Genomic DNA, 22507 nt, shown 5'->3' on the forward strand with positions numbered 1-22507 from the left:
CGGCTCAGGCCAGGCTGAACGCCCCCGCCGGCGGCTCCGGAGAGGCCACCGCGTCGGCGTCCGCCACCGGCCGACCCCCGCGCGCGAAGCGGGCCAGCGCCTCCCCCGCCACCACCCGGGCCGGGAAGGCGTCGGCGGCGCAGCACCGGGCCAGGGCCTCCACGGGCAGCGGGGAGTCGGAGGCCAACAGCACGGCGTTGCCGAAGCGCCGCCCGCGCAGCACCCCCGGTTCGGCGAGCAGCGCCGACTCCCCGAAGACGGCGCCGAAGTTCGCCAGCTGGGCCTTCAGGAACGCGAAGGGGGCCCCGTCGGCCAGGTTCGCCACGTACAGGCCGCCGGGCCGCAGGACCCGCGCCGCGGCCCGCGCGTACTCCACCGAGGTCAGCTGAGCCGGCACCCGGGAGCCCCCGAACACGTCGGCGACCAGGACGTCCGCGCTCGCCGCGGGAGCCTCCTCCAGCCAGGCCCGTGCGTCGGCGGCGTGGACGGTCACCCGCGCCGAGGGCTCCAGCGGCAGGTGCTCGGCGACCAGCTCCAGCAGCTCCGCGTCGAACTCGACCACCGTCTGGCGGGAGCCCGGCCGGGTCGAGGCGGCGTAGCGCGGCAGGGACAGGGCGCCGCCGCCGAGATGCAGCAGGTCCAAGGGGGCGCCCGGCTCGGCCGCGCTGTCCAGCACGTGCGCGAGGCGGCGTACGTACTCGAACTCCAGGTGCTCGGGCTCGTCGAGGTCGACGTAGGACTGCGGAGCCCCGTTCACGGTGAGCAGCCAGGCCCGCTCCCGGTCCACGTCCGGCATCAGCTTGGCGGTGCCCTGGCCCACTTCCCGGAAGACCGGGATCTGTTCGTCGCTCACCCCACCATTGTCGGGCCCCGCTCAGCCCTCCCACACCGCCTTCGCCCCCGCCACCAGGGTCGCCGCCTGGGCGAGCCCGGCCCGTGCGGCCGGGTCCCGGCGGGCCGGGTCCAGGACGTTGCGCCCGAAGGTCTTGCGGGCCGGCGCGGAGGGGGTGATCAGCAGCACCCGCGCGCCGGCCGCCCGCAGCCGCTGGGCCTGCGCGGCCGGGGAGGGCACCGGTCCGCCACCGGAGGCGACGGGGGCGAGGATCACCACGCGCCGGTATCCGGCCGCGACGTCGGCGTTGGCCCCGGAGCGGACCCCGCCGTCGATGAAGCGGCGGCCTCCCACGGTGACCGGCGGCCACACTCCGGGCACGGCGCAGCTCGCCGAGACGGCGTCCAGCAGTCCGGCGCCGCTCTCCCGGTCGAAAGCGGCCAGTTCCCCGGTGAGGGCGTCGACGGCGGTGACGACCAGGCGCCGCTCGGGCCACTCGTGCGAGACGAGCCGGGCCCGCAGGACCTCCCGCCGCGCGGCCTCGTCCTCGGCGGTGTCGGCGGCCAGCGCCATGGCCCCGATCCGGCGCCGGAAGGCCGCGCCGTCCCGGGACCGGGCCAGCGCCAGGGCGTAGCGGGCCACGAGCCCGGCCCGGAACCTCGCGGCGACCTCCTCGGAGGCGTCGCCGAGCTGGCGCTCGTACAGCTCCTGCGGGGTGAGCAGCCCGGAGGCGAGCTGGGCTCCGACGACGGAACCCGCCGAGGTGCCGACGACCAGGTCGGCGCCGAAGAGGTCCACGCCCGCCCGGGCCAGCCCGTACAGGATCCCGGTCTCCCAGCCGATGCCGGTCAGTCCGCCGCCGCCGAGCACCAGTGCCGTGTCACCGCTCATCGCCGTCCGCCCCTCGCTGCGCCCTGGCGGGCCCGTGTGGTGACGGCAGTCTGACGCAGCCGGGCCGCCGTCACCACACCACACCGCCCGCTATTCCACGAGGGTCACCGTCCCCGCGCCGACGGTGCGTCCGCCCTCGCGGATCGCGAAGCCCATCCCGGCCTCCAGGGGCACGTCCCGGCCCAGTTCGACGGTCATGGCGACGGTCTCCCCGGGCCGGGCCACGCCGGCCTCGCCGAGGTCGACGTCTCCGACCACGTCCGCGGTGCGGAGGTAGAACTGTGGCCGGTAGCCGGAGGCGATGGCCGTCGTCCGGCCTCCCTCACGGGCCGACAGGACGTACACCCGCGCCGTGAAGCGCCGGCTCGGGACCACGCTGCCGGGCGCGGCGACCACCGCGCCGCGGCGGACCCCGTCGCGGTGGACCCCGCGCAGGAGCAGCGCGACGTTGTCCCCGGCCTCGGCGGACTCCATCGGCTTGCCGAAGGTCTCCAGCCCGGTCACGACCGTCTCGACGGGCTCGCCGTCCCCGCCGAGGACCACGACGCGGTCGCCGACGCGGACGGTGCCGCGCTCGACGGCCCCGGTCACGACGGTGCCGCGGCCGGTGATGGTCAGGACGTTCTCGACGGGCAGCAGGAACGGGGCGTCCGTGTACCGCACCGGTGTCGGCACGTAGGTGTCCACCGCGTCGAGCAGCGCCTCGATCGATCCCGTCCAGCGCGGCTCGCCCCGGAGCGCGCCGAGCCCGGAGACCCGTACGACCGGCGCGGTGTCACCTCCGTACCCGTGCGAGGTGAGCAGGTCGCGGACCTCCAGCTCGACCAGGTCGGTCAGCTCGGGGTCGCCGGCGTCGGCCTTGTTGAGCGCGACGACGATGTGGTCGACCCCCACCTGACGGGCGAGCAGGACGTGCTCGGAGGTCTGGGGCATGACCCCGTCGAGGGCGGAGACGACGAGGATCGCCCCGTCGAGCTGGGCCGCGCCGGTGACCATGTTCTTGATGTAGTCGGCGTGTCCGGGCATGTCGACGTGGGCGTAGTGCCGGGTGTCGGTCTCGTACTCGACGTGCGTGAGGTTGATGGTGATGCCGCGGCGGGCCTCCTCGGGGGCCCGGTCGATGCGGTCGAAGGGGACGTACGAGGCGCCACCGCGCTCGGCGAGGACCTTGGTGATGGCGGCGGTGAGGGTGGTCTTGCCGTGGTCGACGTGACCCATGGTGCCGATGTTGAGGTGCGGCTTGGTGCGCGTGAAGGCCGTCTTGGCCATGATGTCTTTCCCGTGGCTCGAAGCTGGAACGGGACCCCCGGAGCGGACCGACCCTCCCCCTGCGGGGTCCGCCGGACGATCCGGGGAGGGTCAGCTTCGTGCGCCGTCGAACGCGGCGAGGGCGGGTGCTCCGGTGGGCACGGCAGCCTTCGGCGCGTCCGCGACTGCGGACGGCGCTGCGGGGAAGGCGTACCGGGACATGTCGCCGATCCTGCCCGAGGCGGCGGTCGGCGTCGAACGAATTACCGGGCGGGCGGGAGCCCTTGACGGGGCCCGGCGACGAGGACGGCCCCACCGGCGCTCACGCTCCGCGAGGGGCCGTCGGCGCGGTGCGAGCGGCGCGCGGGCCGGCACGGCTTCCGCGCGCGGAGTGTCCTTCGTCACGGTCCGGGACGGCCGATGGCGCTCGGGGTCGGCGGCGCCGGGCGGGGCGGGAGGTCGTTCCCGTACGCGACCACCGCCGCGGCCTGCCCGGGGCCGGCCGCGGCGGGTCCGACCGGAGCCGTGCGCTCCACGAAGGCGCCCGGGCGGGCGACGGAAGGCAGTCGCCGGGAGTTCGGCCGCATGAGGCACGGATTACGGCGCCGCTCCACACGTGTCCGTTACCCTCCCGGAATGTCCCTCCTCCTCGCGCCGTGGACCCGGCTGTCACTGCTCGTCGTGCTGCTCGTCGCGGCCGGGGTGTGCGTGCTGCTGTTCGAGCCCCAGCGACTGCTGTCGCAGGGGCTCCCCCCAGGGCTCCCGATGGGCGTGGCGGCCCTGGTGTTCGCGGGCGCGTACGGACTGTGCGCGGCGGCGTTCGTGCCGCGCCCACTGCTGAACCTCGCCGCCGGGGCGGTCCTCGGATCGCGGTTCGGGCTGGTGGCGGCCGTGGGCGGGACGGTCCTGGCGGCCGGCATCTCCTTCGGGCTGGGTCGGGCCATGGGCCAGGCGGCGTTGCGTCCGTACCTGCGCGGGCGCTGGCTGCGGGTGGCCGACGACCAGCTGAGCCGGCACGGCTTCCGCTCGATGCTGGCCGTCCGGATCTTCCCCGGGGTGCCCTTCGCGTTGGCCAACTACCTGGCGGCGCTCTCCCGCTGCGGCTGGCTCCCCTTCCTCCTCGCGACGGCGCTGGGCACCGTCCCGAACACCGCCGCGTACGTGATCGCCGGGGCCAGTGCCTCCTCCCCCGGATCCCCCGCCTTCCTGGCCTCGTTCGGCTTCATCGCCGTCTCGGGAGTGGTCGCCGCGGCCGTCGCGTGGCGCAAGCGGCACCGATTGGCCCCCGCCCCTACCCACGAGTCGCTTCCCCAACACCCCCCTGTGGTCACGGCCGGTTCCCACGGGCCCTAGCATCGGACCGAACTGCCCGACGATCACAAGGACGAGCGCACCCCGACATGAGCTGGTTCGAATCCCTAGTCCTCGGTCTCGTCCAGGGGCTTACGGAGTTCCTCCCGATCTCCTCCAGTGCCCATCTGCGCCTCACCGCGGCGTTCGCCGGCTGGCACGACCCCGGCGCGGCCTTCACCGCCATCACCCAGATCGGTACCGAGGCCGCCGTCCTCATCTACTTCCGCAAGGACATCGCGCGGATCATCTCCTCGTGGTTCCGCTCGCTGTTCGACAAGTCGATGCGTTCGAACCACGACGCGAAGATGGGTTGGCTGGTCATCGTCGGTTCCATCCCGATCGGTGTCCTCGGCGTCGCCTTCAAGGACCAGATCGTGGGCCCGGCCCGTGACCTGCGACTGACCGCCACCACCCTGATCCTGATGGGCCTCGTCCTCGGCTTCGCCGACTGGCGGGCCTCCCGTGACGAGGAGGGCGGCCGCCACCGGGTCGTCGTCCAGCGCAAGACGCTGAAGGAACTCGGCGTCAAGGACGGTCTGGTCTTCGGTGTCTGCCAGGCCATGGCGCTGATCCCGGGCGTCTCTCGCTCGGGCGCGACGATCTCCGGCGGTCTGCTGCTCGGCTTCACCCGCGAGGCCGCCGCCCGCTACTCCTTCCTCCTCGCCATCCCGGCCGTGCTGGCCTCGGGCGCGTTCGAGATCAAGGACGTGATCGACACCCCGGGTCACATCACCTGGGGTCCGACGATCTTCGCGACGATCATCGCCTTCTTCGTCGGCTACGCGGTCATCGCCTGGTTCATGAAGTTCATCTCCAACAAGAGCTTCATGCCGTTCGTGATCTACCGCATCCTGCTCGGCATCGTCCTGTTCGCCCTGATCGGCATGGGTGTGCTCAGCCCCCACGCGGGCGAGTCCGGCACCTAGGCGGCTCGTTCGCGTGAACCGGAGGCCGCTCGGGAACGTTCCCGGGCGGCCTCCGCGTCGTTGTGCCTACGTAAGGCAGAACAGCAGGGGGTGTCCCATGAGTCGTGTGGTATTGGAACGTTTTCCGGCCGGAAGCCCGAGGGGGAGCTGGCCGGCGGAGGAGTACGCGGAGCAGCGCAAGCGCGAGGGGGTGCGGGCGGAGGTGGTGATGGACCTGGCCAGTGACGCCTTCCTGGTGGTGGTCCGACAGCGGGAGGCGCATTCCGGCCGCTGACGCCCCGTACGGAGATCCCGGCGCCACACGCCCCTTGGCCTCGCGGCGCCACACCCCCACACTGTCCCGATGACGCAGCGTGTGGACCTCGCGACGGTTATGGACCGACTGGCCATCGACGAGGTGGTCTCGGGCTACGCGGTGGCCGTGGACGACGGGGACTGGGACGCCTACCGGGCCCTGTTCGCCCCGGGCGGCCGGGCCGACTACACCGAGGCGGGCGGGGTCGAGGGTCCGGCCGACGAGGTGGCGGACTGGCTCGCCGAGACCATGACGCTGTTCCCGGTGCGCCAGCACCTCATCGTCAACCGGCTGGTCGAACTCTCGGACTCGGGCGGCGGCCCGGGAGACTCGGCCCGGGTGCGGGCGGACTTCGTCAATCCCATGCGGTTGGCGGGTCCGGAGTTCGACGGCAGCGTCACCGCCCCCAACTTCGTGGCGGCCGGACGGTACGTCTTCACGCTCGCCCGCACCTCCGACGGCTGGCGGCTCGACGGCGTCACCGTGCGCGAGAAGTGGCGGCACCTGTCCGCCTGAGCCGGCTGCGCGGCGACCCGGGCACATGCCGGCCGCTCCCCCGGGCACGTGGGCCCCGGGAGCCCCGTACGGCTCCCCGGTCCTCCGAGCCGCGTTCGGCCGGGGCCTGTCCCACACTGGAGAGCGGAGGCGCCCCATGCTCACGAAGCGGACCCGTAGGTGGCGTGCGGCGGGCGCGGTGGCCGCCGGGGCGCTCCCCTGCCTCGTCTTCCCCGCTCCGGCCTGGTGGTGGTTCGCCTACGTCGCCCTCGTGCCCTGGATGCTGCTGCTGCGCTCCGCCCCCTCCGGGCGGCGGGCGGCCCTGGAGGGGTGGCTGGGCGGCGCGGGGTTCATCGTGGCGGTGCACCACTGGCTGCTGCCGAGCCTGCACGTGTTCCTGGTCCCGCTGGCCGCCCTGCTGGGGCTGCTCTGGATCCCCTGGGCCCTGCTGGTGCGGGAGTTGCTCGGCGGGAGCCCGGCCCCGGGGCGGGCGGGGGCGGCGCTGCTCCTCGTACCGGCGGGGTGGCTGTTGTCGGAGCTGGCCCGGTCCTGGCAGGGGTTGGGCGGGCCCTGGGGGCTGCTGGGCGCCAGTCAGTGGGAGGTACCGCCCGTGCTGCGGCTGGCCTCCTTGGGCGGGGTGTGGCTGGTGAGCCTGCTGGTAGTGGCGGTGAACTGCGCGGTGGTGCTGCTGTGCACGGCGCCGGCGGCGCGGGTCCCGGCGGTGGCCTCCGTGGCGGGGTGCGCGGTGCTGACGGGGGTGGTGTGGCTGTGGCTGCCCCGCCCGGAGGTCTCGGGCACCCTGCGGGTGGCCGTGGTCCAGCCCGGCCCGATCGCGGACGGCCCCGACGCGGCGGAGCGCCGCTTCGACGCCGGGGAGCGGCTGACCCGGACCCTGGTGGGGCGCCGGCCCGACCTGGTCGTCTGGGGGGAGAGCAGCGTCGGCGCGGACCTGGGGGCGCGGCCGGACCTGTCCGGGCGGTTGGCGGCCCTGTCCCGCGAGGTCGGGGCCCCGCTGCTGGTGAACGTGGACGCGCGCGGCTCGGACCGGCCCGGGATATACAAGAGCGCCGTCATGGTGGGCCCCGAGGGCCCCACCGGAGACCGGTACGACAAGATGCGGCTCGTCCCCTTCGGCGAGTACGTGCCCGCCCGCGCGGTGCTGGGCTGGGCCACCTCCGCCGGGAAGGCCGCCGACGAGGACCGGGTGCGCGGACGGTCCCCGGTGGTGATGGAACTGCCCGGGGGCGTCCGGCTCGGGCCGCTGGTGTGCTTCGAGTCGGCGTTCCCGGACATGAGCCGGCACCTGGTCGCCGAGGGCGCCGGGGTCCTCGTCGCCCAATCGTCGACCTCGTCCTTCCAGGACGGCTGGGCCCCGGCGCAGCACGCCTCGCTGGCCGCCCTGCGCGCCGCCGAGACCGGCCGTCCCGTGGTGCACGCCACCCTGACCGGGATCAGCGCCGTGGCCGGGCCCTCGGGCGAGCGCGTCGGGGCGCCCCTGGCGACCTCGGCGCGCGCGGCGGAGGTGTACGAGGTGCCCCTCGCCCGGGGCACGACCCTCTTCGTCCGCTTCGGGAACTGGCCGGGCGGGCTCTGCCTGGCCGCGCTGGCGGCGTACTGCGCGGCCAGGGGGGCCGGGGCGGTCAGGTTCGGGAAGCCTGCTCCAGAGCCGTCAGCACGACCCGCTCGCACAGCTCGTGGGTGAGGAGCGCGTCCCGGGCACTGAGGGTCGTCCCCGCCTCGACGGCCTCCAGGAAGGTGTCGACGACCTGCTCGATGCCGCGCTGGCGGGCCACGGGCACCCAGTCGCCGCGCCGGCGCACGGTCGGCTGCCCCTTGTGGTCGATGATCTCCGCGAGATTGACGACCTGACGCTTGGAGTCCTGCCCGGAGACTTCGAGGACCTCCTCGGTGGACCCGGACAGCCGGTTCATCACACCGAGGGCGGTGAACCCGTCGCCGGACATCTGGAGGACCACCTGGTGCATCAGCTCGTCGCGCACCACGGCCCGCACGTCGATGTGGTCGGGCTCGCCGGGCAGCAGGAAGCGCAGGGTGTCGACGACGTGGATGAAGTCGTCGAGGACGAGCGTGCGCGGGTCCTCGGGGAGCCCCACCCGGTTCTTCTGCATGACGATCAGCTCGCGGGGGTGCTCGGCGCACTGCGCGTAACCGGGCGCGTAGCGGCGGTTGAAGCCGACGAAGAGGCTGACCCCGCGTTCCTCGGCCAGTTCCACCAGGCGCCGCGACTCGGAGAGTTCGTAGGCCAGCGGCTTGTCCACGTACGTGGGCACGCCCGCTTCCAGCAGCCGCTCCACGATCTCCGGGTGCGCGGCCGTCGGGGCGTGCACGAAGGCGGCGTCGAGGCCCTGCGCGAGGAGACCGTCGAGCGTGGTGTGGAGGCGCTCGGCCGGGAGGTGGTGGAGCGCGCCGATCCGGTCCAGGGTCGCGGGGGTGCGCGTCTGGAGGTGCAGCTCGGCTCCGGGACGGGTGGTGAGGACGGGCAGGTACGCCTTCTGGGCGATGTCGCCGAGTCCGATGACGCCGATCTTCACCGGGTGCCTCCTGATCTGTGCCGGGTGGGTCATCCGGCAGCTTAATCCCTGGTGGGAGGGGGGCGGTTCGACCAGGATGGAGGCCATGACCTCCGACGGATCGCACCGCCCCGAACCCTCCACGACCGCCGACGAGCGCGAGATGCTGGAAGGCTGGCTCGACTACCACCGCTCCACCCTCGCCTGGAAGTGCGAGGAACTCACCGAGGAGGAACTGCGCCTGACCCCGCTGAAGCCGTCCGGACTGAGCCTGCTCGGGCTGGTGCGGCACATGACCGAGGTGGAGCGCTACTGGTTCCGCGAGATCATGCTCGGCGAGGACCTGCCCGACCTCTACAGCACGCGCGAGCACCGCGACGGCGACTTCGAGTTCGGCGGCGGGGACACCTGGGACGAGGCCGAGGGGGCGTGGCACCGCGAGGTGGACCTGGCGCGGCGCGCGGCCGCGGGACACCCGCTCGACCTGCTCTCGGCGGGCGCGGCCCACCGCGACGGCGAGGTCTTCAGCCTGCGCTGGGTCTACCACCACATGATCGAGGAGTACGCGCGCCACAACGGGCACGCGGACCTGCTGCGCGAGCACATCGACGGGGTGACGGGCGAATAGCCCGGCCGGGGTGTCCGGGGCGCTGTCCGCCGGACACCCCCTCGCCGTCACCCGTGCGGGGTGAATTCGGGCCCGCGGTTTTCCCGACGGGGCCCCGGCACAGCAGAGTTGCGCGGGTGCATCCCACCCGAACCTCCACGAAGGTGCTCCTCGGAGTCGCCTGTGCCGTCTCGGCCGTCTCCGGCTGTGTGAACGTGACCCCGGCGCCACTGCGGCCGGCCGGCGCCCCCGCGGCGGGGCAGCCGCCCCAGTACGAGCCGCGCGGGGCCCCGGGGGCGCTGCCGGTGGTGGTCCAGGCCCCCGCGCTGGAGGCGCTCACGGCGGTGCCCGGAGGGGCCGGTCGCCCCTCGGGACCCACGGCCGCCGGCCGGGGCGCGGCGCGCGGCGCTTCCCAGCCGCCCGTACGGGCCCCCGGGGCCGCTCCCCCGGTGCCGGACATCCCCGAACCCCGTCGGCGCCCCGCGCGGCCCGCAGAGCATCCCGAGGGGCGTCCGCATCCGGTGCGCCCCGGTGCGGAGGTCCCGGACCGGCTGGTGCGGGAGCTCCCGGTCCGCCCGGCCGACGTGTGCGCCCTGGGTCGTCGGCACGGCCGCTGGCACCCGGACAGCCCGGAGGCCCGCATCTGCGCCGGCGTCCACGAGGGTTGACCCACCCCGCCGCGCGCCGCCTCGCCCCGTACGCCCTACGGGGACTGTTCGGGGAACGGTCGGGGCCGGGGTGGCGGCTCCGCCGCGAGCCGCCGCTCCAGGCGGGCGATCGCGGCCCGCACCCCGTTGCCGTAGCCGTCGTCGGCCAGCGCGACGGTGGCCGCCCGGGCCCGCGCGAGGTGGACCCGGGCGGCTTCGGGCCGGCGCAGCTTGACGTAGTCGGTGGCCAGGCTGAGGTGCAGCGAGGGGTAGAACGCGCGCACCGCCGGGTGCGGCTGCGCCCGCCCGGTCGCGCTCGGTCCGGGGCCGCCCGCCGCGGCCCGTCCGGGCGGGATCTCGTAGGGGCGCCCGCCGAGGCCGTCGGCGGCGGTGAGGGCGCGCAGGTCCCAGGCCAGCTCGTCGGCGGGGTCGTCCTGGGCGTCGGCCATGTAGTGCGCGAGGGTGCAGCGGTGCAGGAAGTCGCCCTCGTCGCCGATCTCGGTCCAGATGTCACCGAGGCGGTTGCGGGCCTCCTCGCGGTCGCCCGCGTGCAGCAGGATGACCGCTTGGCCGATCCTGGTCATGACGGCGTCCTCCGACGCCTCCTGCTGCTCCGTCAAGGCGGCCTCCGGCTGGCTTCCGATGAGCGGACCCGGTCCGGTCCGATCATCAAGAAGCTAGCCGGAGGCAACGGCTCTGACGCCTAGGCGCGGGGTGGTGTCAGCCCAGGTCCGGAATCCGCCAGTCGATCGGCTCATGGCCCTGGGCGGCCACGGCCTCGTCGATCTGGGTGAAGGGACGGGAGCCGAAGAACTTCTTGGCCGACAGCGGCGAGGGGTGGGCGCCCTTGACGATGACGTGGCGCGCCTCGTCGATCAGCGGGATCTTCTTCTGGGCGTAGGCGCCCCAGAGCACGAAGACGACCGGGTCGGGCCGGTCGGACACGGCGCGGATGACGGCGTCGGTGAACTTCTCCCAGCCCTTGCCCTTGTGCGAGTTGGGCTCGGCCTCACGGACGGTGAGCACGGCGTTGAGCAGGAGCACGCCCTGCCGGGCCCACGGCATCAGGTACCCGTTGTCGGGGACCGGCAGGCCGAGCTCCTCCTTCATCTCCTTGTAGATGTTGCGCAGCGAGGGCGGGGTCTTCACGCCGGGCCGCACGGAGAAGCACAGGCCGTGTCCCTGTCCGGCGCCGTGGTAGGGGTCCTGGCCGAGGACCAGGACCTTCACCTTGTCGAACGGTGTGGCGTCCAGGGCCGCGAAGACCTCTTCGCGGGGCGGGTAGACCGGACCGTTCGCCCGCTCCTTCTCGACGAATTCGGTGAGTTCACCGAAATAGGGCTGCTCCAGCTCCCCACCGAGAACGGGGAGCCAGGACTCGGGCAGCATCTGGGTCACGTCGACAACCTCCGGTACAAGTTCGTGCAAGCGTGCAACTGCTCCGAACCTACCGGGGGCCACTGACAACGCCGCGACCGGTCGCCTCCCCGCGGGGAGGCGACCGTCCGTCACCAGCTGGTCTTGCGGTACAACTCCCACATCTGCATGGCGGTCTGCGGGTCCAGGGCCCGCTCGGCGCCCGCGATGTCCTCGCGCGCCCCGACGTAGAGCTTGCCCTGCCACAGCGGGAGCAGCCGGACGTCCTGGGCGAAGATCTGCTGGGCCTGTTCGAACTCCTTGGCCCCGGCGGAGCGGTCGCTCTGGCGGCGGGAGTCCGGCAGGATCTTGGTGAGGATGTCGGCGGGCTCGTACGGGGTGCCGACCGCGTTCGTCTTGCCGACGAACGGCGCGATGAAGTTGTCCGGGTCCGGGAAGTCGGGGAACCAGCCGCGGCCGAAGACCGGGTACTCGCCGTTCTTGTAGCCCTCCTGGAACTCGATCCAGGGCTTGCCGCGCAGGGTGACCTTGAAGAGGGTGCTCTCTTCGAGCTGGCGCTTGATCTCGGTGAACTCGTCGGCCGTGGAGGCGCCGTAGCGGTCCGTGGTGTACCAGAAGGTCAGCTCGACGGGCTGGGTGATCCCGCCGTCCTTGAGGATCTTCCTGGCCTTGGCGACGTCGGGCTGGCCGTAGAGGTCGAAGAAGGGCGTCTTGTGGCCGATGAGTCCCTTGGGGACCATCGAGTACAGCGGTTCGGCGGTGCCCTGGTAGACCTTGGAGACGAGCGCGCCGCGGTCGATGATCTGCGCGATCGCCTGGCGCACCGGGGTCTTGGCGACCATCGGGTCCTTCGGGTTGAAGACCAGGTACCGGATCTCCGCGCCGACGTTCTCGACGACCTGGACGCCCTGGTTGTGCGAGGCGGGCGTCTCCAGGTCCTTGATCTCCACCGCGGACAGACCGCGGTAGGTGGCGTCGATCTCCTTGCCCTTGAGCGCGGCGACCATCTTCTGGGAATCCTTGAAGTAACGGATGGTCACGGCGTCGTTGCGGCGGTTCGCGAAGCCGGCGTAGGTGTCGTTGCGGTCGAGGACCGCCTCGCCCTCCGAGTAGGAGCTGAGGACGTAGGGACCGGAGCCGGTGATCTTGCCGTCGGAGCGGATCTTGTCGGCCGGATACTCCTTGGGCGCCACCAGGGAGGCGGCCGGGGAGCCGAGCACGTAGGGGAAGGTCGCGTCGGGGGTCTTGAGGTTGAAGACGACCGTCAGCGCGTCCGGGGTCTCGATCTTGTCCAGGTTCGCGAAGAGCCCCTGGGGACCGAACTTGTGGTTGATCTTCATGATCCGGTCGATCGAGTGCTTGACCGCCTTGGCGTCGAGCGTCTCGCCGTCGGAGAACTTGAGGCCCTTGCGCAGGACGCAGCGGTAGGACTCGTTGCGGGAGTCGGTGAACTCGCAGCTCTGCGCGGCGTCCGGCTGGGGCTTGGTGCTGCCCGTCGGGAAGGCCAGGAGGGTCTGGTAGATGTTCCGGTAGAGCTCCCAGGAACCGTCCCAGGCCGCCGCCGGATCGAGGTTGCTCGGGGCGCTCGTCGTGCCGACGACGATCCGCTTCCCCGCGTCCCCGCTGCCGTCCGAAAGCAGACCGCATCCGGCGAGCAGGGATATGGACGCAACGGCCGCAGTGATCTGCAGGCATCTGGTCCGGTTGAACACGTGCACGCTCCTCGATCAGCCAGGGGTGCGGCAGACCCTACCGCAGTGCGTCACAAATCCAATGGGCAGGTTTCGTGAGGCACTTGACCGTTTAAGGGCGCATTCGGTACGCATTTGCCTCCCAGCGGGAGGCAAATGCGTCCGTTTATCGGTCAGTGCACACCGGCATTCAGGAACATTCCTCCGTCGACGACCAGAGTTTGCCCCGTGACCCATTCCGCTTGTGCAGATGTGAGGAATGCCGCGGCGCCTCCGATGTCGGCGGGCACCCCGAGCCTGCCCAGCGGATAGGCGGCGGCCGCCTCCTGCTCGCGACCCTCGTAGAGCGCCTGCGCGAACTTCGTCTTGACCACCGCGGGGGCGATGGCGTTCACCCGCACCCCCGGTGCCATCTCGTGCGCGAGCTGGAGGGTGAGGTTGACCATCGCGGCCTTGCTCATCCCGTACGCCCCGATGAAGGGCGAGGCGGAGAGGCCGGCGATCGAGGCGATGTTCACGATCGCCCCGCCGTTCTCCTTCTGCCAGGCGTGCCAGGTCCGCTGGGCGAAACCGAGCGCGGAGATCACGTTGGTCTCGAAGACCTTCCGCGCCACCCCCAGGTCCAGGTCGGCGATCGGCCCGAAGACCGGGTTCGTGCCCGCGTTGTTCACCAGGAAGTCCACGCGGCCGAAGGCCTCCATGGCACGCTCCACCGCGACGCCCTGGTGGGCCTCGTCGTGCGCCTTGCCTGCCACACCGATCACCCGGTCCGCGCCGAGCCGCTCCACGGCCTCCTTGAGCGCGTCCTCGTTGCGCCCCGTGATGCAGACCCGGTCGCCCCGGGCGACCAGCGCCTCCGCGATCCCGTAGCCGATGCCCCGGCTCGCCCCGGTGACCAGGGCCGCCCTGCCGCTGTCGATGCCGTTGTACGTCATGCCGTACGCCCTGCCTCTCGTGGACCAGCCGTCGTCAGTTGAGCGGGCCGCCGGCCACGTACAGGACCTGGCCGGACACGAAGCCCGCGGCCTCGCCGGTGAAGAAGGCGATGGCGTTCGCGATGTCCTCGGGGTGGCCGACGCGCTGCACCGGGATCTGGGAGGCGGCGGCGTGCTGGAACTCCTCGAAGCCCATGCCCACGCGGGCCGCCGTCTGGGCGGTCATCTCCGTCACGATGAAACCGGGGGCCACCGCGTTGGCCGTGACGCCGAACTTGCCCAGCTCGATGGCCAGGGTCTTGGTGAAGCCCTGCAGACCCGCCTTGGCCGCCGCGTAGTTGGCCTGACCGCGGTTGCCGAGGGCGGAGCTGCTGGAGAGGTTCACGACGCGGCCGAACTTGGCCTCCACCATGTACTTCTGACAGGCCCGCGCCATCAGGAACGCACCGCGCAGGTGCACGTTCATGACCGTGTCCCAGTCGGTCTCGCTCATCTTGAAGAGCAGGTTGTCACGGAGCACGCCCGCGTTGTTGACCAGGATCGTGGGCGCGCCCAGCGTGCTCGCGACGCGCTCCACGGCCGCCTCCACCTGAGCGGCGTCGGAGACGTCGCAGCCGACGGCGAGGGCCTTGCCGCCGGCCGCCGTGATGGCCTCGACGGTGTCCTTGCAGGCCGCCTCGTCGAGGTCGAGCACGGCGACCGCGCGACCCTCCGCGGCCAGCCGCAGGGCGGTGGCCGCGCCGATGCCCCGGGCCGCCCCGGTCACGATCGCTACGCGCTGCTCGGTGGTGGACATGCTGGATCTCCTCGCCCTTGAGACACGGTCGCCCGGAGGTGAGCAACCGCTTAGTAGCTTCAGCTGAGGAGACGCTAGGAGCCCTGGCACCCCGTGTCAACGCCGCGCCGCGCGCCGGGGAGGAGTTTGGCGGACACGCCCCGGCCCCGGGGCACGTCCTAGGAAACGAGCAGGCCGAAGAGGCGCTCCAGCTCCGCCGCGGGGTCGGCCGTCAGGCCGGTGTGGACGGGGCCCGGCTGGACCACCGTGCTGCGGGGGGCGATCAGCCAGCGGAACCGTCGCCCCGGGTCGTCGCCCGCGGCCTGCCCGGCCCGCTCCCCGCCCGCGCAGAGCCCCTCGACGCCCCGCAGGGCGGCCCGTACCCCGGCCACGTCGGCCCCGGGATCCAGCGCGAGGAGCTTCGCCTCGTCGAGGTGGGTGCGCGCGGCGACGTACGAGCGCCCCCGGCAGTAGACGATGACGCCGGCGTTGAAACACTCGCCGCGCTCCATCCGGGGCACCACTCGCACCAGCGCGTATTCGAACACGTCCCGCTTGGTCACTCGCTGTCGCTCTTCTTCTTGTTCTTGTCCGGGTGGGGGGCGAGGCGTTCGGCGAGCCATCCGGGCGGCCCGGACCTCGGCTTGACCTCGGCCTCCATCGTGATCCTCTCGTGGATCGTGGCCGCACGCGGCAGCAACGCCTCCACGTAGGCGCGGCGCACCGCGTCGGTGGAGTCGAAGCCCGGCTCGTCGACGAGCCATTCGTCCGGGACGTCGGCCGCGACCTCGGTGAGGAGCTCCTCCGTCACCAGGGGGGCCAGCTCGGCGGCGGCCGCCGCGATGTCCGGGCCGACGGGGGCGAGGACGTGGTCGGAGGCGTTGTAGGGCTTGGCCGCCGCGGCCCGCGCGGTGGGCCAGTTGTGGTGCCAGATCATGGTGGCGCCGTGGTCGATGAGCCACAGGTCCCCGTGCCAGACGAGCAGGTTCGGGTTGCGCCAGGACCGGTCGACGTTGTTGATCAGGGCGTCGAACCAGACCACGCGCCCCGCCTCGACCTCGTCGACGCGGTAGGCGAGCGGGTCGAAGCCGATCGAGCCCGGCAGGTAGTCCATGCCGAGGTTCAGACCGCCGCTGGCCTTGAGCAGCTCCTGAACCTCTTGGTCGGGCTCCCCCAAGCCGATGACCGGGTCGAGCTGCATCTGCACCAGCCGCGGGACGCGCAGGCCCAGCCGCTGGGCGAGGCGCCCGCAGACGACTTCGGCGACGAGGGTCTTGCGGCCCTGGCCGGCGCCGGTGAACTTCATGACGTAGGTCCCGAGGTCGTCGGCCTCGACGATCCCCGGGAGCGAGCCGCCCTCACGCAGGGGCGTGACGTAGCGGGTCGCGATCACTTCTGTGAGCATTTCCCCAGGCTAAGGGCTGATCCACCACGGATTACGGGACAGCCCTTAGCGGGCGGGCACGCGTCACGATCGCCTCGGCGACGGGGCGGGCGACGGGCGCCTCACGCGCCGTGGGCGCCCGCCCAGTTGAGCCGTCCCGCGTGGATCAGACGGAGCTGGCGCCGCGCGGTGTCCGTGACGTCGGCCCACCCGTTGCCCTCCAGGGCCGCCGCCAGGTAGGCGGAAGCCGTCATCACCATGTGGTCGACGTACAGGCGGGCGAGCATCAGCAGGTCCGCGGGGCTCCACCCGGCGCCGAGCGGGTCGGCGGCGAGGTTTTCGGCCATGTCCCGGGCGAAGCCGTCCAGCCGACCGGCCACCGCCTCGCGCACCCGGCGTACGCCTCCGTGCCGCTCCCGGACGATGAAACGGAGGTGCGCGGGGTACGCCCGCACGAGTCCGGCCATCAAGTCCACCGCCTGGTCGATACGTCGGGCGGCGATCCCCGAGCTGTCGAAGATCGAGGAGATGCCCTCGTGCAGGTTCTCCAACGCCTCGTCCACCAGCGCGATCCCCAGTTCCTCGACGCCCGGGAAGTGCCGGTAGAACGCCGTCGGCGCCACTCCCGCCGCCCGGGTCACCTCCCGCAGGCCGAGACCGCTCAGGTTCTGCTCCTCCAGGAGCGCGAGCGCGGCGTCCAGCAAGGCCCGGCGGGTGCGGAGGCGTTGGGCTTGACGGGCCCCGACAGCTTGGTTCATGACGGAAAGTAAACCCTCATCCCGCGGGAGCCGCATGCCATGATTTAGACTGGGTAGTCAGTGAACAACTGTTACCAACTCCAGGGAACTGAAGGAGGAAGCACCATGCTCTTCCTCGTAGCGGCTCTGATGCTCATGGGGATCCTGCTGGGAACCGTGGCCCACGTTCCGGCGGCGGTCACGCTCGTCGCGACGGTCGCGATCGCCGCCTGGCTCATGGTCTTCGCCGTACGGGAGCGGACCGGGCGGCACCACCGCGCCGGCCGCCAGGGAGGTTCGTCATGACCCCGCACCGGACCACCGTCCAGGAACACCACCCCACCGGCCCGACGACACGACCCCGGTCCACCGGCCCGGACACCGCCGCCGTCGCCACTCCCGAGCGGCCCGCCGAGCCGCCCGCCTCGCCGCCCGTCGAGCGGCGCGGGACGGTCCGCGAGGCCGACACCATGGCCGTCGTCTCCTTCCTGTCCGGCCTGGTGGGGCTCTTGGCGATGAACCTCGTGCTCGGACCGATCGCGATCGTCCTCGCCGGCCTCGCCCTGATCCGCGGGACGAGCCGCCCCGGCCGCGCCCGCCTCGGGCTGGCCCTCGGCGTCGCCGACCTCGTGGTCCTGGCCTGCCTGGTCAGCGCGGACCACACCTGGTCCTGGAGCCTCGGCTGACGGCCCCCGGGACAAGGCCTCCGTTTCGGATCCCGCCCACCCGCCCGACACGATCCGCGGGAGGCGGCCCGGCCTGATTGACGCCCCGCGGATCGGGCAGTGGCAGGGCGTGAGCTGTCCCGACCTCCGGACGATCCCCGTTCGCCTTCACGGCCACCGGGCCCGGCCCAGTAGTGTGCTGTCTCCGGGTGGGCAGGTCGGTCTTCGTGCCGGAAGGCGGGAACGGGGTGCGGTGAGAACGGCGCGGGCGTTGGCGACGTTGGACGAGGTCGAACTCGGAGACCACGTCTGCTGGCGCATGGACCACTCCACCACCTTCCTCACGGCGGCCCGGGCCTACGTGGCGGACGGCGCCCTCTACGGCGACAAGCTCGTGTTCGTCGCCCCCGCCGGCGCCACCTCCGGCGTCTCCCGTACCGGCGGCACCCTGCCCCCCGCCGCGGTGTTCCTCGATTTCCCCGGCTCCACGGGCGCCGAGTCGGTCCTCGCGGCGGTGCGCCGCGAAGCCCGTACCGCGGCGCGCCAGGGCTTCCGGTCGGTACGCGTCCTCACCGAGCGAATGCCCACGTCGGCACCCGGCGGCGTCGAGGAGCTGCTGGCCCAGGAACTGAAGCTCGACGAGTTCGCCTCCGAGAGCGGGGCCATCGTGGTGTGCGGCTTCAGGTCTTCCCTGTGGGACGCTCCCGCCCTGGACCGGGCGGCGTGCGTGCATCCGCAGGAGACGGGCACGCGCGCTCCGCGTCCGGCCTTTCGGATGTTCAGCACCGGCGCCGACAGGTGGAGCGTTGACGGAGTGATCGACTCGGAGTGCGCGGCGGCGTTCAACGCGGCGGTGCGGGCCGCGATGCGGCACGCACCCAGGGTGAGGCTGAGGTTCGACACCCTGGAGATGATCGACGCCGCCGGCATGCACGCGCTCGTGGACGCGGCCCGCCACCTGCCCGACCGCCGGATCGACGTGGAAGGCGCAAACGAGACCGTTCGCCTGTGCTGGGAACTCGCGGGCTACGCGGCCGTCGGCGTGCCGGTGGTGATGGCGGCATGACCACGACCGTGCCCTCGACGCCGTCCGGCCGGGACGGGACCCCGTTCCGCCACGAGCTGTACCCCTACCGCGGCGACGAAGAGTTCCTGTCCGGGACCCTGGAATTCATCCACGAGGCCCTGGACGCCGGTGAGGCCGTGGTCGTCGCCGTTCCCTCGGACAAGACCTCGCTCCTGCGCGGCGAACTCGCCGACGAACCCGCCGTCACCTTCGTCGACACGACGACGGCCGGCCCGAACCCCGGCCGGCTCGTCGCCGCCTGGGCGGCCTGGATGCGGGAACGCGGTGAAGGGGACAGGCCGGTGCGGGGCATCGGCGAAACCGCCTGGAACCGGGCGCGCAACGCCTCGCACCTCTCCGAGCTGCGCTACCACGAGTGGCTGTTGAACCGGGCCTTCGCACGCAGCTCCACCTGGTCGATGCTGTGCCCCTACGACGCCGCCGACGAGGACCAGGACGCCCTGCGCTCGCTGTCCCGCTGCCACCCCCTGATCCGCCGGGACGGGCAGTACACGCGCAACGAGGAGTACCTCACGGGTGAGGAGTACCCCTTCGAGGCCCTCGCGGACCCCTGCGGTCCCTTCCAGGAGCTGAGCTACTCCCACGGTGACCTGGCCGCGATCCGCGCGAAGGTCTCGCAGTGGGCCTCCGACGCGGGCGTTCTGGAGGACCGGCTGCCGAAGCTGGCGGTCGCCGTCACGGAGATCGCGACGAACAGCATCCGCCACGGCGGGGGCCACGGCACCCTGCGCACCTGGGCGCAGGACTCCACGTTCCTCTGCGAGTTCCGCGACGCCGGCTACATCTCCGACGTGATGACCGGCCACATCCGCCCCGACGCGGACCAGATCGGCGGTCGCGGCCTCTGGCTCGCCCACCAGCTCTGCGACCTGGTCGAGATCCGCTCCACCCCGGTCCGGGGAACCACCGTCCGCCTGCACATGGACGCACGCCGGTAGGAACGCGATCCGCTCACGCCCGGCGCGGCATCGTCGCGCGCCGACACGGTGTGGGCACCTGCGCGGAGGGGGAGTGGCAGGTGCCCACGGGTGGCGACCGGGGCCGCTCATCGGGCCGGCCGCCGCTTCCAGCGTAGGCACGGCCCGAAAGCGGCGCATTCTCTCGCCACCGCACGCGCCGCCGCACACGCCGACCAGGATCGGATTCGGATTCCGGGGGTGTGCGGTCACCGACTCGGGGCATGGGCGTTTCAGGCGGAAAGAACGGACCGCCGCGCACGACATGTGCGAGAAGCCGGGACGGATCGAGAATTGTTTCTCCGCATTCTCTTTCCGTCCTCGTATGACCGAGGAGTTGTTTTCGCGTGACTGAGCATGTGTGGAGCTACACGTCGACGGCCGACTACCTGCGGGGCACGGACCTGACCGGTTACAAGGTCGAGGCCACCGACGGGAGCATCGGCAAGGTCGACAAGCACTCCGACGAGGTCGGTGACGCCTATCTGGTCGTGGACACCGGCGTCTGGATCTTCGGCAAGGAAGTGCTGTTGCCGGCGAGCACCGTCGTCCGGGTCGACGTGGACGAGCACAAGGTCTTCGTCGACCGGACCAGGGAACAGATCAAGGACGCCCCCGAGTTCCACCGCGACCAGCACCTCGGCGACTCCGGGTACCGCGAGGAACTGGGCACCTACTACGGCACCGGCGCCCCCTTCGGCGGCCGCCCCGCCTGACCGTCCGCGCGCGTGACAGGACCCGGCCGGGTCGATCCGAACCCGGCCGGGTCCTTCGCGTGCGGGTGCGGTCCTCGCGAGGACGACCGCATTTCCGACCGAGCCGGTCGGAGCCGTGTCCGCCTCATGGAACAGCGGTGAATGGCCGGATTCGGAATTCCAGCCGCCGGGGCCGATCGGGCGGTCTCCGGAAATCGATTCCGTACGTTCTCAGGCGCGGGGAGCCCATTGTTCGAGGAGGGCCTCGGTGGTGGTGATGGCGGCCACCAGCACGAGGGAGTTGCGGATGACCTCGGCGGTGACGGAGGCGGGGACGCCGGCGACGGCGTCGGACGGCACCACGACCTGGTAGCCGAGGTTCACCGCGTCGAAGACGGTGTTCGGGATCGCGATGTTGGAGGACACCCCGGTGACGACGAGGGTGCGGACGCCGAGGTTGCGCAGGAGGGCGTCCAGGTCGGTGCCGGCCATCGGGGAGAGCCCGTGCAGCCTGCGGACCACCAGGTCCCGCTCGTCGACCCGGATCGGGTCCGCGACCCGTACCGCCGGGCTGCCGGTCAACTGGCGCACGGGCAGCTTCCCGGCGGCCCGGAACAACCGGGCGTTCGTGTTCGCCCCGAGTCCGTCGGGCCGCCGCTCGGCGACCGCGTGGAGCACTCGTACGCCGGCCCCGCGCGCGGCCTCGCACAGGGCGGCGACGCGGTCCAGCATGCCGGAGTCACGGGCCTCCTTGGCCAGCTCGGGCAGGGCGCTCTCCTCGCCGACGACGCCGTTCTGGCATTCGACGGTGAGCAGCGCGGTGGTGACGGGATCGAGTTCCGGCATGTCTCCCCCTGGCGTGACGACGATCGAGCCCGCATGATTCCTGACACACAGTCAGATGTGAAGGGGTGCGGAACGGATGGACGAGACCAGCCCGGAGACGGTGCGCGGCGGGCAGCGGCGGGGCCGCCGCATCATGATGAGCGACGCGGAATTGGACGCCTTCCTGCGCGAACAGCGCACCTGCCGGGTGGCCACCGTCTCGCCGGACGGCCGGCCGCACGTGGGCGCGCTGTGGTTCGTCTGGGACGGCGCCTCGTTGTGGCTGTACTCGATCACCCGCAGCCGCCGCTGGTCCGACCTCCGCAAGGACCCCCGGATCTCGGTGGTGGTCGACTCCGGGGAGGCCTACGACGAGCTGCGCGGGGTCGAACTGTCCGGCAGCGCCGTCTTCGTGGGCGAGGCCCCGCGCACCGGCGAACCCTGCCCGGAGCTGGCGGAAGCGGAGCGGATCTTCCCCGTCAAGAACTTCGGGATCCCGGAGATGCCCCACGACGGGCGCCACGCCTGGATCCGGCTGACCCCGGACTCGATCGTGTCCTGGGACTTCCGCAAGCTCTGAACCGCGGGCGGCGCGGGCTTCAGCGCGTGTCCGCCTCGGCCGCGGCCGAGGCGGACAGCGCCTCGACGGCGGCCCGTACGGAGGGCCTGCGCCCGGCGTCCGCGCGCCAGACGGCGTACACGTGGCGGCGTACGGTGTCGCACGCGGGCAACAGCCTGACCCCCGCCGGCACCGGCCCGCGGCCCAGCCGGGGCGTCACGCAGACTCCCAGCCCGGCCTCCACGAAGGCGAGTTGGGTGTGGTGCTCCTCGGCGATGTGCGCGATGCGCGGCTCCACGCCCAGCCCGCGCAGGGTGGTCATCAGCCACTCGTGGCAGAACTGACCCTCGTTCCAGGAGATCCAGTCGTCGGCGGCGAAGTCGGCGAGGGAGATCCGGGCGGCCGCGTCCGTCGCTCCGGCGTCGGCGACCCCGGCCAGCGGATGGTCGACCGGCACCGCGATGTCGACGCCGTCGTCCAGGAGGTGGACCCGGGTCAGCTCGGCCGGAACGGGCATCCGCTTGTTGTGCCAGTCGATGGCCAGGGCCAGGTCCAGGTCCCCGCGCACGACGGCCGCCAGGCTCGCCTCGGGCTCGCGTTCGCGGACGGAGACCCGCAGCTCGGGGTGGTCGACGCGCAGGGCGCCCAGCGCCCGGGGCAACAGGCCCCGCATGGCGGTCGGGAACGCGCCGATCCGCAACTCCCCCACCGCACAACCCCTCTGGGCCTCGACGTCGGCCTGGGCCAGCTCCACCTGGGAGATGATCCTGGCGGCGTGGTCGGCGAGCAGTCGACCGGCGTCCGTGAGCCGCACCCCGCGCCCACTCTTGGCCAGCAGCGGCTGGCCGACCTCGCGCTCCAGCTTGGCCATCTGCTGCGAGACGGCGGAGGTGGTCACGTGGAGCCCGTCGGCCGCGCCGCTGACAGACCCGTGGCGGGCGAGGGCGTCGAGGGTGCGCAGGCGCTCCAGATTCAACATGTAAGCGATGCTACGGC

Annotated in this window: 28 protein-coding genes; 13 read left to right on the forward strand and 15 right to left on the reverse strand. The window is 72.5% G+C overall.

Going from position 1 to position 22507, the window contains the following annotated elements:
- Nucleotides 1-4: 4 nt before the first annotated feature.
- The 4 genes from ACIOD1_RS33920 to ACIOD1_RS33935 all read right to left on the reverse strand — a co-directional run bounded on the left by ACIOD1_RS33920 (nucleotide 5) and on the right by ACIOD1_RS33935 (nucleotide 3558).
- Nucleotides 5-796 (reverse strand): fused MFS/spermidine synthase, encoded by a 792-nt coding sequence (locus ACIOD1_RS33920; protein ID WP_365628791.1) that lies wholly within the window; start codon nucleotides 794-796, stop codon nucleotides 5-7.
- A gap of 78 nt (nucleotides 797-874) precedes the next feature.
- On the reverse strand, nucleotides 875-1723 hold the full coding sequence (locus ACIOD1_RS33925) for a patatin-like phospholipase family protein (RefSeq protein ID WP_401906956.1): 849 nt from the start codon (nucleotides 1721-1723) through the stop codon (nucleotides 875-877).
- 90 nt (nucleotides 1724-1813) lie between these two features.
- Nucleotides 1814-2992 (reverse strand): elongation factor Tu, encoded by a 1179-nt coding sequence (gene tuf, locus ACIOD1_RS33930; RefSeq protein ID WP_365628643.1) that lies wholly within the window; start codon nucleotides 2990-2992, stop codon nucleotides 1814-1816.
- 380 nt (nucleotides 2993-3372) lie between these two features.
- On the reverse strand, nucleotides 3373-3558 hold the full coding sequence (locus ACIOD1_RS33935; protein ID WP_365628646.1) for a hypothetical protein: 186 nt from the start codon (nucleotides 3556-3558) through the stop codon (nucleotides 3373-3375).
- 49 nt (nucleotides 3559-3607) lie between these two features.
- Between ACIOD1_RS33935 and ACIOD1_RS33940 the strand changes: the two genes are divergently transcribed.
- The 5 genes from ACIOD1_RS33940 to lnt all read left to right on the forward strand — a co-directional run bounded on the left by ACIOD1_RS33940 (nucleotide 3608) and on the right by lnt (nucleotide 7742).
- Nucleotides 3608-4324, forward strand: coding sequence for a VTT domain-containing protein (locus ACIOD1_RS33940; RefSeq protein WP_365628649.1), 717 nt, complete (start codon nucleotides 3608-3610; stop codon nucleotides 4322-4324).
- Nucleotides 4325-4371: 47 nt separating this feature from the next.
- Nucleotides 4372-5250, forward strand: coding sequence for an undecaprenyl-diphosphate phosphatase (locus ACIOD1_RS33945; protein ID WP_365628652.1), 879 nt, complete (start codon nucleotides 4372-4374; stop codon nucleotides 5248-5250).
- Between the two features lie 97 nt (nucleotides 5251-5347).
- Nucleotides 5348-5524: a hypothetical protein gene (locus ACIOD1_RS33950; RefSeq protein WP_365628655.1), complete on the forward strand. Its 177-nt coding sequence runs from the start codon at nucleotides 5348-5350 to the stop codon at nucleotides 5522-5524.
- Between the two features lie 69 nt (nucleotides 5525-5593).
- A complete protein-coding gene (locus tag ACIOD1_RS33955; protein WP_365628658.1) occupies nucleotides 5594-6061 on the forward strand; it encodes a nuclear transport factor 2 family protein in 468 nt (155 codons plus the stop codon).
- Between the two features lie 136 nt (nucleotides 6062-6197).
- Nucleotides 6198-7742 carry an apolipoprotein N-acyltransferase gene (gene lnt, locus ACIOD1_RS33960; RefSeq protein ID WP_401906961.1) on the forward strand — a complete coding sequence of 515 codons (1545 nt, stop codon included), beginning with the start codon at nucleotides 6198-6200 and terminating at the stop codon, nucleotides 7740-7742.
- On the opposite strand, the gene ACIOD1_RS33965 is transcribed toward lnt, so the two are convergent.
- Nucleotides 7681-8592: a Gfo/Idh/MocA family protein gene (locus tag ACIOD1_RS33965; RefSeq protein WP_401906964.1), complete on the reverse strand. Its 912-nt coding sequence runs from the start codon at nucleotides 8590-8592 to the stop codon at nucleotides 7681-7683. The genes lnt and ACIOD1_RS33965 overlap by 62 nt on opposite strands.
- An 85-nt stretch (nucleotides 8593-8677) precedes the next feature.
- Here ACIOD1_RS33965 and ACIOD1_RS33970 point away from each other — a divergent pair, with 85 nt between their 5' ends.
- Nucleotides 8678-9199, forward strand: coding sequence for a DinB family protein (locus tag ACIOD1_RS33970; RefSeq protein ID WP_365628667.1), 522 nt, complete (start codon nucleotides 8678-8680; stop codon nucleotides 9197-9199).
- Between the two features lie 116 nt (nucleotides 9200-9315).
- A complete protein-coding gene (locus ACIOD1_RS33975; RefSeq protein ID WP_401906967.1) occupies nucleotides 9316-9846 on the forward strand; it encodes a hypothetical protein in 531 nt (176 codons plus the stop codon).
- 35 nt (nucleotides 9847-9881) lie between these two features.
- Here the strand turns inward: ACIOD1_RS33975 and ACIOD1_RS33980 are convergent, their stop codons facing one another.
- The 8 genes from ACIOD1_RS33980 to ACIOD1_RS34015 all read right to left on the reverse strand — a co-directional run bounded on the left by ACIOD1_RS33980 (nucleotide 9882) and on the right by ACIOD1_RS34015 (nucleotide 16745).
- Nucleotides 9882-10445, reverse strand: coding sequence for a hypothetical protein (locus ACIOD1_RS33980; RefSeq protein ID WP_365628673.1), 564 nt, complete (start codon nucleotides 10443-10445; stop codon nucleotides 9882-9884).
- 100 nt (nucleotides 10446-10545) lie between these two features.
- Complete coding sequence (gene ung / locus ACIOD1_RS33985) at nucleotides 10546-11214, reverse strand: uracil-DNA glycosylase (RefSeq protein ID WP_365628794.1); 669 nt, start codon at nucleotides 11212-11214, stop codon at nucleotides 10546-10548.
- Between the two features lie 119 nt (nucleotides 11215-11333).
- Nucleotides 11334-12914 (reverse strand): ABC transporter substrate-binding protein, encoded by a 1581-nt coding sequence (locus tag ACIOD1_RS33990; RefSeq protein WP_365628675.1) that lies wholly within the window; start codon nucleotides 12912-12914, stop codon nucleotides 11334-11336.
- Nucleotides 12915-13066: 152 nt separating this feature from the next.
- Entirely contained in the window at nucleotides 13067-13828 is a 762-nt protein-coding gene (locus tag ACIOD1_RS33995; protein ID WP_365628678.1) for an SDR family oxidoreductase, read from the reverse strand.
- A 34-nt stretch (nucleotides 13829-13862) separates the two neighbouring features.
- Nucleotides 13863-14624 carry a 3-oxoacyl-ACP reductase FabG gene (gene fabG / locus ACIOD1_RS34000; RefSeq protein ID WP_365628681.1) on the reverse strand — a complete coding sequence of 254 codons (762 nt, stop codon included), beginning with the start codon at nucleotides 14622-14624 and terminating at the stop codon, nucleotides 13863-13865.
- A 158-nt stretch (nucleotides 14625-14782) separates the two neighbouring features.
- Nucleotides 14783-15166, reverse strand: coding sequence for a DUF3037 domain-containing protein (locus tag ACIOD1_RS34005; RefSeq protein ID WP_365628684.1), 384 nt, complete (start codon nucleotides 15164-15166; stop codon nucleotides 14783-14785).
- Nucleotides 15163-16008 (reverse strand): HipA family kinase, encoded by an 846-nt coding sequence (locus tag ACIOD1_RS34010; RefSeq protein WP_365628687.1) that lies wholly within the window; start codon nucleotides 16006-16008, stop codon nucleotides 15163-15165. The genes ACIOD1_RS34005 and ACIOD1_RS34010 overlap by 4 nt, the downstream gene beginning before the upstream one ends.
- A gap of 101 nt (nucleotides 16009-16109) precedes the next feature.
- Nucleotides 16110-16745, reverse strand: coding sequence for a TetR family transcriptional regulator (locus ACIOD1_RS34015; RefSeq protein WP_401906971.1), 636 nt, complete (start codon nucleotides 16743-16745; stop codon nucleotides 16110-16112).
- A 105-nt stretch (nucleotides 16746-16850) separates the two neighbouring features.
- Here ACIOD1_RS34015 and ACIOD1_RS34020 point away from each other — a divergent pair, with 105 nt between their 5' ends.
- The 5 genes from ACIOD1_RS34020 to ACIOD1_RS34040 all read left to right on the forward strand — a co-directional run bounded on the left by ACIOD1_RS34020 (nucleotide 16851) and on the right by ACIOD1_RS34040 (nucleotide 20148).
- A complete protein-coding gene (locus ACIOD1_RS34020) occupies nucleotides 16851-17030 on the forward strand; it encodes a hypothetical protein (protein ID WP_365628692.1) in 180 nt (59 codons plus the stop codon).
- On the forward strand, nucleotides 17027-17410 hold the full coding sequence (locus tag ACIOD1_RS34025; protein ID WP_401906974.1) for a hypothetical protein: 384 nt from the start codon (nucleotides 17027-17029) through the stop codon (nucleotides 17408-17410). Before ACIOD1_RS34020 ends, ACIOD1_RS34025 begins: the two co-directional genes overlap by 4 nt.
- A gap of 232 nt (nucleotides 17411-17642) precedes the next feature.
- Entirely contained in the window at nucleotides 17643-18455 is an 813-nt protein-coding gene (locus tag ACIOD1_RS34030) for an MEDS domain-containing protein (RefSeq protein WP_365628698.1), read from the forward strand.
- Nucleotides 18452-19414, forward strand: coding sequence for an anti-sigma factor RsbA family regulatory protein (locus tag ACIOD1_RS34035; RefSeq protein ID WP_401906977.1), 963 nt, complete (start codon nucleotides 18452-18454; stop codon nucleotides 19412-19414). The genes ACIOD1_RS34030 and ACIOD1_RS34035 overlap by 4 nt, the downstream gene beginning before the upstream one ends.
- 365 nt (nucleotides 19415-19779) lie before the next feature.
- Complete coding sequence (locus ACIOD1_RS34040; protein ID WP_365628703.1) at nucleotides 19780-20148, forward strand: PRC-barrel domain-containing protein; 369 nt, start codon at nucleotides 19780-19782, stop codon at nucleotides 20146-20148.
- 210 nt (nucleotides 20149-20358) lie between these two features.
- Here ACIOD1_RS34040 and ACIOD1_RS34045 read toward each other — a convergent pair whose 3' ends face one another.
- Entirely contained in the window at nucleotides 20359-20973 is a 615-nt protein-coding gene (locus tag ACIOD1_RS34045) for a cysteine hydrolase (protein WP_401906980.1), read from the reverse strand.
- Nucleotides 20974-21073: 100 nt separating this feature from the next.
- Between ACIOD1_RS34045 and ACIOD1_RS34050 the strand changes: the two genes are divergently transcribed.
- Nucleotides 21074-21532, forward strand: a complete 459-nt coding sequence (locus ACIOD1_RS34050; protein ID WP_365628797.1) for a pyridoxamine 5'-phosphate oxidase family protein — start codon at nucleotides 21074-21076, stop codon at nucleotides 21530-21532.
- A gap of 19 nt (nucleotides 21533-21551) precedes the next feature.
- Here ACIOD1_RS34050 and ACIOD1_RS34055 read toward each other — a convergent pair whose 3' ends face one another.
- A complete protein-coding gene (locus ACIOD1_RS34055) occupies nucleotides 21552-22490 on the reverse strand; it encodes a LysR substrate-binding domain-containing protein (protein WP_401906983.1) in 939 nt (312 codons plus the stop codon).
- Nucleotides 22491-22507: the final 17 nt, after the last annotated feature.

This window comes from Streptomyces sp. NPDC088097 (assembly GCF_044741845.1).
Classification (GTDB): Bacteria; Actinomycetota; Actinomycetes; order Streptomycetales; family Streptomycetaceae; genus Streptomyces.